Raw genomic sequence first — 13339 nt, 5'->3', positions numbered from 1 at the left:
AAAGCACAAAAAGCAATCTATATAAAATTTATTTTAAAATAAATTAAGTTAAATAATCTTTTATATGTTTATTTAATAATCTAATTATATAATCAACTATCCAACCATTTAAGTCATACCGATAGCTTGATGACACGCTTTAGCTAAGTAAGAATCGATACTGTCTTGATTAACAAGCCATTTTAGGTAGCTTGCGCCTTCCGAGGTAACTGCTATATCTGCAATTGCCTGTCCTTTATACTTACCGAAGCTTAAATGAGTCGGTACTCGCGCCTTTTGACTAAATTGATATAAACTCTCTATGTCACTTATTGAGTGGCCTTTTTCATTAGCCAAATCAATCAAGCTACTTAATATTAGCTGAGTGAAATGTATGTCATTAATGGCAGCATGTGCATATTTAGCATTTTCACGGGCAATTCTACGGTGGAAATAATATAACAAAGCCACTAAAGTGTGGCTCTCCAAGGAGGGAAGTAAAAAATTAGACATGGCCTTAGTGCAAATAAGCTTAGGGGTGTGTTTGACCCCAGCATTTTTCAATACCTGCATATCAAAGTCTATATTATGACCAATCAAATACAGCACATTGCTAGGGAGTTTGAAATCAGTATGCGGGGTTTCATGAGCAACATCTTCATCGCAAATATGAGAGGTAGCCATAGAGCCTAAACTAATGGGTTTTAAGGGATTGAAACGTTTGTCTCTAGGAGCTTGTAAAACTTGGACTTGGCCATTAACGATATCTATGATCGAATATGCCGCTTCAGTCATATGCGGATCTACCAGCCCTGTGGTTTCTGTATCTAATATATAAGTAGTCATAAACTAAGCCTCAGAAAGATTTAAAACATTATAATTATAAATAGAGTTAAGGTAATAAAATTATTAGTATTTTAAAGTTTATGATTTTGCTAATAAGCCTTATCAAATCATTAAAAAACTGCATTAAATCCTATTTATGTTGATTATTTAGCAAAGCTTACTTTGTATTATTCATATGTAGTAGCCTAACTATGAGAATAACTATTTAATCAATTTTAGTAAAAAGTTCTAATATAACAAGTGCAACAGTGCTATGAATAATAGTTATTTATAATACGATAAATTAGCTATTATTCTATCTTAAGACCAATCATATTAGAGAGTAAAGTATGAAAAAACAAATTAGCGAGCTTGAGCAACAGCGATTCAATTATTTAATAAATAAACAATACGATGAGTTTGCTGCTATGTGTGATGCAGATTTGCAATATGTTCACAGCATTGGTGCTATAGATAACTTATCATCATATATACAGAAGCTTAATTCAGGATATTATGTATATAAACATATTAATTTTGATATTAGTAAAGTCATCGATATGCACGAATATGTATTGGTTACCGGTAATTTTTATGCAGATGTAATGCTTGATGGCAAACCTATCTCATTAAAAAATCGCGCTATTTCAATTTGGAAAAAACAGGGTGATAAGTTTAAATTCTTTATGTACCAAGGTACGCCTTTTAACGACTAATTTGGAATTTTAATAAAGTACGAATTATGACTTATTTATATTGAAGATTTCTTTGATATTGTTAACGACTATAACTACAGATGATAAAACCATTATAAAAAGGATATAAAATGAATACTGCTAAATCGCTAAAAATTGCCCTAATTATTGGCAGCCTTCGAAAAGATTCGGTCAATCGTAAGTTCGCGGAATATATGGTCTCACAAATGCCAGAATATGTGAACGTGGTTGAGTGCCGTATTGATGATTTGCCGCATTTTAATGAAGATATCGATACAGATACACCGCCTGATAGCTACACTCGTATTAGAGAACAAGTCAAAGATGCTGATGCGCTATTAATTGTTAGTCCTGAATACAATCGTTCTATCCCAGGTGGTCTAAAAAATGCACTGGATGTTTTATCAAGACCATACAATAACAGTGTTCTAACAGGTAGAAAAACTGCTTTTGTTACCGCTTCACCTAGTTCTTATGGTGGTAGAAGCTGCGGCTTTGATTTACGTAAAACTATGCTTCCTTTTCAAGCTCCGGTATTAATGGCTCCAGAAATTTATTTAAGCAATGCTTACGATGCTTTAGATGAACAAGGTAATTTTACCAGTGAGCGCACTCAGAAATACTTGAAAAAATTTGTTGATGCCTTGATTGAATTCGCTAAAAGCTAAAAAGTTAATAAATTATTTTATTAGCATTAATTATTGAAATGTTCTTTTTTTTAATGCTCAAAGTAACTGATAAAAAACTTATATCTATAAATTAAAAAAATTTTAGAACATAATTTTTTGACAGGGCTTGCCGAGATGAGTAAGCCTTTTTTTAGTAAAGTCTGAAACCATGCACTTAGTAATCCACAAGTTAATAAATCGTATATTTAATAACAAGTTTTTCAGATAAGATAAGTATGAATTTAAGTCTATCATTTTAACGCTAAGTAAAATTTATAAGAGAGCGATAATGTCAAATTCCATACATGAAGAGCAGCACTTAAGTGACAGAAATAATTGGCTTAGAGCAGCTGTTCTAGGTGCTAACGATGGCCTGATTTCAACAGCAAGTTTATTGGTAGGAATTGCGGCCGCCAATCAAAGCCACCAAGCTTTGTTATTAACAGGGTTTGCAGCGCTAACTGCAGGTGCCTTGTCAATGGCAGCAGGTGAATATATTTCGGTATCTTCTCAAGCTGATACTGAAAAAGCTGACCTAAAAAAAGAAATGTATGAGCTACATCATAATCCAGAACGTGAATTATTAGAATTGACTAGAATATACGAGCGGCGAGGGCTTGATCCAGCGCTGGCGAGCCAAGTGGCAAAAGCACTGACCGATAATGATGCTTTAGAGGCGCATGCTAGAGATGAAATTGGAATTACTGAGATTAGTCAAGCCAATCCTTTACAAGCAGCTCTGGCTTCTGCCTTGTCCTTTATAGCAGGCGGTGTCATACCAGTAGTAGGTATATTTATATTCCCTACTAATAAACTAACTTATGCTTTGGTTGCTTTAACAATACTTGGGTTAATGTTATTAGGTGTGATGTCTGCACGCTTAGGTGGAGCACCTGTCTTACCGGCAACCACTAGAGTTGTACTTTGGGGCGTGTTAGCTATGGCAGCAACATTTATCATTGGTAATATTTTTGGTGTATCAGTATAAGATTTGCAAAAACGATTCTACCTATTAAAATAAAATAGCTCAAAAATAGATACACAGAACTTTGTCACTTAATAGCTTTAATGCTATATGTAGGTTCAATGTATTCAAGTTTTTTTGGTTTGAATTTAAGAAATACATAACTTCTTATACCTTGAACCAGCGCTAAAATTGACGTTGAATACATTAGTGGCAAGGCAAGCTTATAATCATTACCATCAATAAAAACAACCAAACAGGACAACACTAGTATTGTAAGAGTGAATATATTTAATTGCGCTCTTAATCCAACTAGCCACTTCATAGTAATAACTACAGCTCCCACACCAATAGCTATTCCCAATGCAGCTCCAACTAAAACATCTATTGGCCAGTGAACACCAATCAACACTCGGCTAAGACCGACCAATGTCGCTACAAACATTGCAGAATATTTAAAAAATTGGTTTTTAAAGTAGCAAAAACAAATACTCGCCATTGAAAAAGCTGTAAGTGTGTGACCTGATGGGAAGCTACCTGCTTTGTGAGAGGGGCCTATTAAATTAAATATTTCTGGGTCAAGAATGGCAGGTGGTCGATCAAATCCAAAGTAGTCTTTAAAAAAGTTTGATAGGAATGCACAGACAATACTTGCAAATAATACTGTCCATAATAGTTGCGTATTTCTAGGTGCAAATAGTAGAACCAAAGGCAACAGTAAAGCGCCATCCCCAAATACCGTTATATTTTGTAGCAGAAATTCAGGTAAATAAGGTGTCAGACCGTTTATTTCAATAAAGCCTGCGTGATATCCGCCAGTGATATAGGTTATAAACGCAACGAAAATCAGCAAACCAAAAAAAATAATCAATTTACCAATATCATGTTTAGGTATGCAAAGCTCTTGAGCTCGATAGTAATGAATGATATCTAAATAGTTATTACGAATAAGATTAAACTGTAAATTCATTACTTAAGCTCTTTATGGGTTCATTAGGACTTAAGTATAAATCATGAATGATTAAGGTTATGTTAAGAGCAAATAAATTATTTAAAAATATTTTCAAAGTGTCGAAGGCGTTTTAGTCCAAGCATTTATGGCAAAGATAAAGGTAATATAGATTTTACTTAAAGGATAGGAATAGCAATATTTAATTATTTTAATTCTTCAATAAGAACCTGCATCTCTTTAATTGCACGCTGCTGTGCCTCAATTATGTCATCTGCTAGCTTCTGAACTCTGGGGTCTTCAATTAGTTGCCAGATATTAGCGGTTTTAAGCTGGTCAAAAATTAACGCGCTATCATTCAAATCACTGTCAACCAAAACTCTATCAAATTTGCCTAATCTTGAATAGAGATTCATAGACAAGTGATTGAATATCCTTTATATTTTAACCATAGTCGTGCCTCAAGTGACAATAGTGCTTATTGTTTTAAACTGTTGTCTAATGCATTATTTCAATTCTTTAACTAATAGAGCCAATACTATGACCACATCTAACGAATCCTGTTCGAACAACACCCATTCTAAAGCTATCTCTTTAATAGGGGCACCCACCGATATTGGCGCTGGCATGCGTGGCGTAAGCATGGGGCCAGAAGCCTTACGGGTTGCTGGCATTGCAGCGGCGCTCATGGGGCATGGACTTGATGTTAAAGATTGCCGTAATTTACAGGGACCGGCAAATCCATGGCAACCGCCGGTGAATGGCTATCGTCATTTGCCTGAGGCCATTGAGTGGAATCAATTGGTGCATGATGCGGTTTATGACGAATTAAACATTGGCCGCTTGCCAATATTAATGGGGGGCGACCATTCTCTTGCGCTTGGCTCTATCTCGGCCATCGCCCGCTATTGCCGTAAGGTGAATAAAACGTTGCGAGTCATCTGGCTAGATGCTCATACCGATTTTAACACCGCTGCCATGACGCCATCAGGTAATATTCACGGTATGCCAGTGGCCTCACTGTGCGGCTATGGAGCACCAGCATTGATTGAAATGAGTGGTCAAGTTCCTGCTATTTTGCCTGAAGTGGTGCGCCAAATTGGTATTCGTAGTGTCGACGCCGAGGAAAAGCGCTTTGTTCACGAGCAAGGTTTGCAGGTGTATGACATGCGCTACATTGATGAAAATGGCATGAAACACACTATGGAGCAGGCACTAGTGGGTATGGATGCTAATACTCATTTGCATGTTAGTTTTGATGTCGATTTTCTTGACCCATCTATCGCCCCAGCCGTTGGCACCACCGTTATGGGCGGCCCCACCTATCGTGAGGCGCAGTTATGTATGGAGATGATAGCCGATACTGGTTTAATTGCCTCATTAGATATTATGGAATTAAATCCAGCACTCGATGAACAAAACCGCACCGCTGTTATTGCCGTTGATTTGGTAGAGTCGCTGTTTGGTAAATCGACCTTAATGCGAGATTAGAGCTTATTGCCGTAGGCAAAAGGCTGCACAGGCTAGATAGGCTTGGCAAACGGTCGGTTAATGTTTTTTGAGTAAGCCATCTCTGTTTGGTGCTTTATACCCAGTTGGTCTAGCAGGTGTGGACTAATCCTAATATAGGTAGTTATGTAGTTATAAAGTATAGTGGGTGATACAAATGCACTTATTGCATCTATTTTATGATGTAGGCACACAAACAGAGAGTGTTATGAATTTAATACGGGTCGATTTAAATTTATTATCAAATTGAGACAGTTTATCTTAGTTGATAGAAAGCATAGGCTGAGCTTAAGCTTGATTTTTAGTATTGAAAAAATCACCAACACTCTAAAGTATTAGCAACTATGAGGCTACAGCATAGAACTAGAAGTGCCTGCAAGAAGTAGTATATTTAAACCAAAAACCTTTGGGTTAACAAAACCCAGTAGGCGGCACCGATAGGAATGTTGCTGTCATCGAAATCATAATTTGGGTTATGGATAGAGCAAGCACCGTGGCCCCCCGTAGCTTCATTGCCATTGCCAATAAATAAATAACACCCTGGCACTTCCTCTAATAAAAAGGCAAAGTCTTCACTGGTAGTCAATGGCTTTATATCGGTGAGTGTGTTCTCTTCCCCAATCAACTCTTGGGCTACCTTGTAAGCAAATTGGGTTTGCTGAGCATCATTCATGAGCACAGGATAATGAGTGACGAAATCAAAACTAGCGGTTACACCATAAGCAGCTGCTTGATGATTTACCATCTCTTGTATACGGCTTATTAATGTTGCGTGAGAGTCAGGGTCTAAGCTTCGAATATTTAACTTCAATACAGCTGTATCTGGGATGACATTATCTGTATGACCAGAATTAAACGCCCCGACCGTAATCACCCCCGTTTTTAATGGATCAATATTACGAGAAACAATAGTCTGTAAACCCATAATTATAGACGCACCTGCAACCACAGGATCACATGCCAAATGCGGCATTGCTCCATGTCCACCGTTGCCATGCAACGTCACATCTATACGATCTCCTGATGCCATCAATGCCTGTTCGTTGAAACAAAGCTGACCTGGCTTATAGCCTGGCATATTGTGTATACCAAAAATTGCATCGCAAGGGAACTTATCAAATAACCCTTCATCTATCATTCGTTTTGCCCCTGCAAGCCCTTCTTCAGCGGGTTGAAATATTAAATTAAGGGTGCCATTAAAGTCGGCTTTTAGTGCTAAATACTCGGCTGCGGCCAATAGCATAGTGGTATGTCCATCATGCCCGCAGGCGTGCATTTTTCCATCATGTTTGCTGGCGTAGGGTAAACCAGTAACCTCAGATAAGGGTAATGCATCCATATCGGCTCGCAACCCTAAGGTTCGGTTACCATTGCCTTTTTTAATTTGACCGACCACACCTGTACCACCTAAACCTCGAGTAACTGTATAACCCCAAGCTTCAAGATTTTTTGCCACTAAATCACTGGTACGAAATTCTTCATAGCCCAGTTCAGGATGTTGATGTATGTCATGACGGATTTTGACAAACTTATCTGCCGTTTGCGCTAATTCAACGAGCAAAGGGTGCTTAATCATATTAACTCTCCACGAAATATATATTGGCAGTATTAAAAGCTTAGTTAGTTAATGGCATAGTTATTTTATGGCTTAATTAGCGTATAACTTGATTAGTTTATGACTAGGTTAATTTATTACAAGTTTAGTTTATGGCATAGAAGTTAAGGGTTTAACTATTTTATGGCCTAAGAGTATTAATAAGCTAGTTATTTCAAAGCCTTATTACCAGTTTCTTCCATAAACCAAACAGCAACTATAGATAATAAAACGATAAACATCATATACCAAGCTGGAGAAACAGGGTTACCTGTACTTTGAATAAGCCAAGCAATAACAGGCTGGGTTGTGCTACCAAAGATAACAGCCACGCCAGCATAGGCAACTGAAAGGCCGGTGGCACGAATTTTTCTATCAAATAATTCAGGGACAGTGACCAAACAGGCGCCGCCACTTAATGCCGTGAATCCAGTCAGAACAAAGGTTGTCACCATTAGGGATGACAATCCAATATGATTTACCAAGTAATTAAAGAAGGGATAGGATATTAGGACCAATACAATCCGAGGCCATAACATAAGATTTTTTCTACCAAATTTATCACTTAGCCAACCGCCTAATACTGAGAACATTAATATGGCAATACCAGAAACCAATGTGGCTGACATTGAGATGGCAGGACTGAGTTTTAAGGTGGTTGTCGCATAAGTATTCATATAAATAGAGATATAAAGGGGCACAGTAATACCAGCAATTGCCCAAAATGCTATAAAAATTTTACGCCAAAAGTCACCTGTTTTTACAACGGCAGGCACGTAGGATTTTTTTGTCTTTATGGAGTCAGCTTTGTTTGCAGAAGAATGAACGGTATTATCAGACGAAGCGACTGTATGTTCATGCAAGGTCTCAACCATATTGTTACGCAGATACAATGCAATCGGAATCAGTAAAAGCGTCAAGAAAAAGGGTATCCGCCAACCCCAAGCGAACATATCTTCAGTACTTAAAGATAATATTAGTATTATCCCAAAAGCACCTGCCATAATTGCTGCGAAACCTTGACACGCTAGTTGCCAACTTCCAAACAACCCACGTTTATGCGAAGGTGCACTTTCTATTAAGAAGGCCGATGAGGGGCCTACCTCACCCCCTAATCCAAATCCTTGTAATAAACGACACGTTAATACAATAATCGGGGCAGCAATACCAATACTGGCATATGAAGGTGTCAAAGCCAGCCCTATGGTACCTACTGTGATAAAAAGAATCGTGAGTAACAGGGCAATTTTACGCCCTTTACGGTCAGCTACGATACCTAAGACTATGCTACCGAGTGGACGAGTTATAAATCCAATGCCGAATACCGCCAATGATAACAATAAACTGATGAAGGGATCGTCAGAAGGAAAAAAGGCTTTACCAATATAAACCGCAAAAAACGCATAGAGCACAAAATCATAAAATTCTAAAGCACTACCAATAACGGCTGCGGTAACAATTTTTTTTGAATTAGGGCTGTTGGGTAAACGGCTAGATACAATGGTTGACATAATTTATTCCTTTAAAATAAAAACTTCATGTAACAATGAGTGAAACTAGCAATATCTAATTTTGTAGAACCTATGCTATTACTAGTTTATATTTCACTCACAACTTAATGTCATGCATTCACCAAGGTATAAAAGTCATTTTAGTGATAACAAATAACGTTTATATTTCATTAAATACGCCGATTTTTTTATTGATTTGCTAAATAGGGCGATCAAATAGCTACCAACTAATAACTAAAGGCGAAAAAGTCTTGGTTTAAGTTACCGCAGCACGAACCTGAAACTTCTCATTTTTCCATTCTTCGTTTTGCATGACCTTCTTAAGTTCTTGTACCGCCGTCCAAATATCTTCATAACTTAGGTATAAGGGTGTAATACCGAATCTTAAAACTTCAGGCTCACGATAATCCCCAATCACACCACGAGCAATCAATGCTTGAATAATTGCATAGCCCTCTTTATGAGCAAAACTAACATGACTGCCACGGAAATGGTGGTCTTTAGGGGTAATCAACTCTAAGCCAAATTCGCCGCATTCTTGAGCGACCAAATCCATAAATAAGTCTGTTAATTTAAGCGACTTTTTGCGTATCTCTTGCATTGAAGTAGCCAAAAAGATATCCAATCCACATTCAATCAAGCTCATTGAAACAATGCTTTGAGTACCGCATAAAAAGCGGCGTATCCCTTCAGCAGGCTCATAACTGTCTGCCATCGCAAAGGGTTGCTTATGACTCCACCAACCTGCAAGCGGTTGCCAGAATTTATTTTGATGCTTTGCATTTACCCAAGCAAAGGCAGGGGAGCCTGGACCACCATTTAGATATTTATAAGTACAGCCAATAGCAAAGTCACTATTTGTGTTATTCAAGTCTATCGGCACCGCCCCAATTGAATGAGATAAATCCCAAATTACCATTGATCCATGCTTATGGATAAGCTGGTTGGATTTTTCCATATCGAATAGATAACCGTTGCGGTAATTTACTTGCGATAACACAGTCACTGCTACTTTATGGTTAGTCAATACCTTTTTCAAATCATCAGGACTTTCAAGCATGACTAACTCATAACCTTGATTAACATAGTCAATAAACCCTTGAACGATATAAATATCGGTTGGAAAGACATCTCTTTCTACAATAATAGCTTTATGGTCAGGAGCAACTTCAGCTTGATTTTTAATAGCCGCTGCCAATACTTTAAATAAATTGACACTGGTAGAATCTGAAACTACAGCCTCATTAGGATTTGCACCCATTAATGGCGCAATCTTATCTCCAAGCCGAGTTGCTAAACCCCACCAGTCCGCTTTATTCCAGCTATTAATAAGATCTACCCCCCATTCTTTTGAAATGACTTGCTCAGCTTTTGCTAGGGCAGTTTTAGGCTTTGCGCCCAGAGAATTACCGTCAAGATAGATAACACCAGAAGGTAATAAAAATTCATCTTTAAATTTTGCAAGAGGGTCTTCGTTATCCCATGCAGTGCATTGTTCTAATATAATCATGTTCAGTAACTCCTTATGATAATTAAGATACGTTAATTAATAATAGCATTAAAAAATTGGTAAAATTTCCTATTCTTATACTTGATATTATTATTAATTAGGATAAGATTCTAATTAAAACGAATAAATCAAGATGATATTTAATAATGAACATTGATGCGATAGACCACAAAATTTTAAAACATTTAGAGCAAAATGCCCGTTTAAGTCATCAAGAGTTGGCTGAGCTGGTGAATTTATCGTCCTCTGCTTGTCATCGGCGAGTAAAAATATTAGAAAAGAATGGGGTGATAGAAGGGTATCAGGCTAAACTTAATTACGAAAAATTAGGAATGAAGTTTTTTGCTATTGTAGAAATTAAGCTGACGCAACTTACCGAAGCGGATCATTTACATATGATTAAGCAAATTAGTTTGTTTGAAGAAGTGATTAATGCTTATATTGTGACAGGCGAATCTAACTATATTTTATATATCATGACTGAAGATTTAAATTCATTTTCAAATTTCGTAATAAATAAGCTAAATAAGGTTAAATGTATTATGAGTATTAATTCAAAGATTATTTTGGATAAAGTGATTCAGAAATAACACTTTAAATTTGAGTTATCTGAGGTTTATTGCGATAGTATTTTCAATATATATTATGGTGTTTAATCGGTTTTTTAGCTAGGATTCCTATGTGGGGTTAACTTTTACCCTATTTTCATCTACAACTCAAAACATATAACGTTTAATCTATATTTAAAGGAAGTTAACATGTCTCGATTATTTGCTATTGGAGATATTCATGGCTGTCTTAGGTTATTAATTCGATTACTTGATGCCATTGTTCCTGATATAGACGATTGCATTATATTTTTAGGTGATTTAATAGATAGAGGTGAAGACAGTAAGGGCGTCATTGACCGTATTATCTCTTTATCAAATACATGCCAAGTGTTTGTCATTATGGGTAATCATGAAGAAATGATGCTCATTAGTATGAGCGATGCTGAAACATGTCATCTATGGATTGGCTATGGCGGTGAGCAGGCTTTAGACTCTTTTGGACTCCCTGCAACGTTCGAGGGTGCACAGCAAGTGCCTCTCAAATACCAACAATGGCTCAATAATCTACATCCCTATATCGAAACTAAAGATTTCATTTTTTGTCATGGTTCTCCGCATCCAAATAAGTCTATAGATAATCAGGATGACGCTATTCGTTGGCGCAAGCTTGATTTAAATGATGCACCTCATGTTTCTGGTAAGACGGTTATCTGCGGCCATAGCGAACAGCTTGATGGCGATATTTGGCAACAACCTCATCTAATTTGTATTGATACTTTTGCTTATGGTGGCGGTAATCTCACAGCATTAGAGGTTATTGACCAACATACTATGCGAGCGTGGCAAGTGAATAAAGATAGCAAGGAGGTTAAGATCAGCGATATTGTACATTCAATAAAGAGTAGACCTGTCACGCTTTGAATATTGTCCAAATTTATAGCAGGTTATGTTTGTACTATAGTTTGTATTTAATATAACTTAATGCGGCTTATCCTATTATTTAATTGAATAAATGTGGAAAGCTAATCTAACATAGGCTTACATAGCGTCCTTATTTACTGCACATTTTAGACCTAAGATGGTTATCAAGTTGAAGGATAAAGCGTAATCTTTAACTTAAAACCAAACGTTTAAAATAAACTATCAAAAGGTATTGAAATGAGAAACACAATGATGAAGTCAAAGGTAAAATCAACAATTTTAGCATTAGGCTTAGTATTGGCAGCAACAGGTGCTAATGCAGCTTCAGGCGAGTCGCAAAACCATAACGGTCAGCAACGTGGTCAACCGCCTTCAGCTACTGAGATGTTTGCCAAAATGGATGTCAACAATGACAATAAAATAGCACAAAGTGAAGTCAAAGGTCCTTTAAGAAAACACTTTACGCAAATAGACAGTAATAACGACGGTTTCATTACCCAAGCTGAATTAGAGGCCAATAAACCAAGCGGTAACATGAAGCGTGGCGGACAACAAAATGATAAACCGCCATCAGCAACTGCGATATTCGCTAAGATGGATGCTAATAAGGACAACAAACTATCGCAAAGTGAAGTCAAAGGCCCTTTAAGTCGACATTTTACGCAAGTAGATATTAATAACGACGGTTATATTACCCAAGTAGAATTGGAAAATTCGCCAAAACCTGAACGTCAACGACACAGCTAGGTCATAGTTGTTATTATTACAATAGCTATCGTCTCTTGCTAGAATAAAACTCAGACTAATAGGTTAGTCTGAGTTTTAGGCTTGATCCATACTTTAGCAAACTTGACGATTAGATGATAAAACTTAACTTGGTAATAACATGGTCAACAAGCTAAAAAAACTTACTGACTTTTCTGCGTCATTATCTATACAAAGGCGATTGCAATTATATTTTGTTTGCTTTGCCATGTTTTTACTATTGACTACCACTGCATTGGTCAATCACCAGGTTCAATCTGATTTCACTACCTATCTTAATGCTGAGAAACGTCAAAGTTTGGATGCGTTAGCTGAAAACGTGCAGCAAAATTATGCAACCGACCCTGTTAAATGGCAAAAATTTATTAGCCAGCCTGATGTCTATACAAAAGCAATAAATGAAGCCTTTGCCAGTTTTACAAGACGAGATTTTATTAATGAACCAAACAGACCTTTACCGCCACACTTAGGTAAGCCACCCCTTGATAGGGGCGAAAAGCGTACGTCGGAAGGTTTAGAGGTTACAGGTAAGCCGAATAATTTGGTTAATCAACAGCACTTTTCACCTCCGAAACCCCTCAGAGACCATGTGCCACAACGTCGCCTTAATGAACCGCCCATTTTACCCGTATCGCTGGTGGATAATGAAAATAATCTAATCTTCGGTCGTAGTATCGGTAACAGTGACACACATTTTCTTAGTCCCGTAACAGACAGCTCGGGTAATGTTATCGCCACTTTTGTTTTACCAAAAAATAGTGAATTTAGTAGCCTGCAGCAGCAAGCTTATTTGGACTCTTTAAAACGAACGTTATGGATTATATTGGTAATCACCCCAAAAAATAATAACACCTAAAAGTAGAAACTAACTGCTAAA

The 13339-nt window shown here is 37.1% G+C and carries 14 protein-coding genes; 8 read left to right on the top strand and 6 right to left on the bottom strand.

Annotated elements, in window-relative coordinates; translation table 11 throughout:
- Positions 1-108 precede the first annotated feature (108 nt).
- Positions 109-825, bottom strand: coding sequence for a 3'-5' exonuclease (locus QZ265_RS06035; protein ID WP_296404389.1), 717 nt, complete (start codon positions 823-825; stop codon positions 109-111).
- Between the two features lie 329 nt (positions 826-1154).
- Here QZ265_RS06035 and QZ265_RS06030 point away from each other — a divergent pair, with 329 nt between their 5' ends.
- The 3 genes from QZ265_RS06030 to QZ265_RS06020 all read left to right on the top strand — a co-directional run bounded on the left by QZ265_RS06030 (position 1155) and on the right by QZ265_RS06020 (position 3176).
- A complete protein-coding gene (locus tag QZ265_RS06030; protein ID WP_296404387.1) occupies positions 1155-1520 on the top strand; it encodes a nuclear transport factor 2 family protein in 366 nt (121 codons plus the stop codon).
- Between the two features lie 110 nt (positions 1521-1630).
- Positions 1631-2188 (top strand): NAD(P)H-dependent oxidoreductase, encoded by a 558-nt coding sequence (locus tag QZ265_RS06025; RefSeq protein WP_296404385.1) that lies wholly within the window; start codon positions 1631-1633, stop codon positions 2186-2188.
- 289 nt (positions 2189-2477) lie between these two features.
- Positions 2478-3176 carry a VIT family protein gene (locus tag QZ265_RS06020; RefSeq protein ID WP_296404382.1) on the top strand — a complete coding sequence of 233 codons (699 nt, stop codon included), beginning with the start codon at positions 2478-2480 and terminating at the stop codon, positions 3174-3176.
- 64 nt (positions 3177-3240) lie between these two features.
- On the opposite strand, the gene QZ265_RS06015 is transcribed toward QZ265_RS06020, so the two are convergent.
- Positions 3241-4122, bottom strand: coding sequence for a phosphatase PAP2 family protein (locus QZ265_RS06015; protein WP_296404380.1), 882 nt, complete (start codon positions 4120-4122; stop codon positions 3241-3243).
- Between the two features lie 185 nt (positions 4123-4307).
- Entirely contained in the window at positions 4308-4523 is a 216-nt protein-coding gene (locus tag QZ265_RS06010; RefSeq protein ID WP_296404379.1) for a hypothetical protein, read from the bottom strand.
- A gap of 118 nt (positions 4524-4641) precedes the next feature.
- Between QZ265_RS06010 and rocF the strand changes: the two genes are divergently transcribed.
- Positions 4642-5592, top strand: a complete 951-nt coding sequence (rocF, locus tag QZ265_RS06005) for an arginase (protein ID WP_296404377.1) — start codon at positions 4642-4644, stop codon at positions 5590-5592.
- Between the two features lie 409 nt (positions 5593-6001).
- Here rocF and QZ265_RS06000 read toward each other — a convergent pair whose 3' ends face one another.
- The 3 genes from QZ265_RS06000 to kynU form a co-directional block, all read right to left on the bottom strand.
- Complete coding sequence (locus tag QZ265_RS06000; RefSeq protein ID WP_296404375.1) at positions 6002-7186, bottom strand: M20 aminoacylase family protein; 1185 nt, start codon at positions 7184-7186, stop codon at positions 6002-6004.
- Positions 7187-7374: 188 nt separating this feature from the next.
- The gene (locus tag QZ265_RS05995; protein WP_296404374.1) at positions 7375-8715 is read right to left on the bottom strand and encodes an MFS transporter; all 1341 of its coding nucleotides are present in this window, start codon (positions 8713-8715) and stop codon (positions 7375-7377) included.
- Positions 8716-8971: 256 nt separating this feature from the next.
- The gene (gene kynU / locus QZ265_RS05990) at positions 8972-10225 is read right to left on the bottom strand and encodes a kynureninase (RefSeq protein ID WP_296404372.1); all 1254 of its coding nucleotides are present in this window, start codon (positions 10223-10225) and stop codon (positions 8972-8974) included.
- A 146-nt stretch (positions 10226-10371) separates the two neighbouring features.
- Between kynU and gigD the strand changes: the two genes are divergently transcribed.
- From gigD to QZ265_RS05970, 4 genes are all read left to right on the top strand, one after another.
- Positions 10372-10815 carry an Lrp/AsnC family transcriptional regulator GigD gene (gigD, locus tag QZ265_RS05985; protein ID WP_296404370.1) on the top strand — a complete coding sequence of 148 codons (444 nt, stop codon included), beginning with the start codon at positions 10372-10374 and terminating at the stop codon, positions 10813-10815.
- A 168-nt stretch (positions 10816-10983) separates the two neighbouring features.
- Positions 10984-11697 carry a metallophosphoesterase family protein gene (locus QZ265_RS05980; protein ID WP_296404368.1) on the top strand — a complete coding sequence of 238 codons (714 nt, stop codon included), beginning with the start codon at positions 10984-10986 and terminating at the stop codon, positions 11695-11697.
- 237 nt (positions 11698-11934) lie between these two features.
- On the top strand, positions 11935-12444 hold the full coding sequence (locus QZ265_RS05975) for an EF-hand domain-containing protein (protein WP_296404366.1): 510 nt from the start codon (positions 11935-11937) through the stop codon (positions 12442-12444).
- A 139-nt stretch (positions 12445-12583) separates the two neighbouring features.
- Entirely contained in the window at positions 12584-13318 is a 735-nt protein-coding gene (locus QZ265_RS05970) for a hypothetical protein (RefSeq protein ID WP_296404364.1), read from the top strand.
- The last annotated feature ends 21 nt before the right edge of the window (positions 13319-13339 follow it).

Source organism: Psychrobacter sp., from assembly GCF_018260395.1.
Taxonomy (GTDB): domain Bacteria; phylum Pseudomonadota; class Gammaproteobacteria; order Pseudomonadales; family Moraxellaceae; genus Psychrobacter.
Note: the sequence above shows the minus strand (reverse complement) of the source record. Positions and strands in the feature narration are given on the sequence as shown.

Coding starts and splice junctions, on each gene's coding strand:
- QZ265_RS06035 (WP_296404389.1), bottom strand. CDS start 825: ATGACTACTTATATATTAGATACAGAAACCACAGGGCTGGTAGATCCG.
- QZ265_RS06030 (WP_296404387.1), top strand. CDS start 1,155: ATGAAAAAACAAATTAGCGAGCTTGAGCAACAGCGATTCAATTATTTA.
- QZ265_RS06025 (WP_296404385.1), top strand. CDS start 1,631: ATGAATACTGCTAAATCGCTAAAAATTGCCCTAATTATTGGCAGCCTT.
- QZ265_RS06020 (WP_296404382.1), top strand. CDS start 2,478: ATGTCAAATTCCATACATGAAGAGCAGCACTTAAGTGACAGAAATAAT.
- QZ265_RS06015 (WP_296404380.1), bottom strand. CDS start 4,122: ATGAATTTACAGTTTAATCTTATTCGTAATAACTATTTAGATATCATT.
- rocF (WP_296404377.1), top strand. CDS start 4,642: ATGACCACATCTAACGAATCCTGTTCGAACAACACCCATTCTAAAGCT.
- QZ265_RS06000 (WP_296404375.1), bottom strand. CDS start 7,186: ATGATTAAGCACCCTTTGCTCGTTGAATTAGCGCAAACGGCAGATAAG.
- QZ265_RS05995 (WP_296404374.1), bottom strand. CDS start 8,715: ATGTCAACCATTGTATCTAGCCGTTTACCCAACAGCCCTAATTCAAAA.
- kynU (WP_296404372.1), bottom strand. CDS start 10,225: ATGATTATATTAGAACAATGCACTGCATGGGATAACGAAGACCCTCTT.
- gigD (WP_296404370.1), top strand. CDS start 10,372: ATGAACATTGATGCGATAGACCACAAAATTTTAAAACATTTAGAGCAA.
- QZ265_RS05980 (WP_296404368.1), top strand. CDS start 10,984: ATGTCTCGATTATTTGCTATTGGAGATATTCATGGCTGTCTTAGGTTA.
- QZ265_RS05975 (WP_296404366.1), top strand. CDS start 11,935: ATGAGAAACACAATGATGAAGTCAAAGGTAAAATCAACAATTTTAGCA.
- QZ265_RS05970 (WP_296404364.1), top strand. CDS start 12,584: ATGGTCAACAAGCTAAAAAAACTTACTGACTTTTCTGCGTCATTATCT.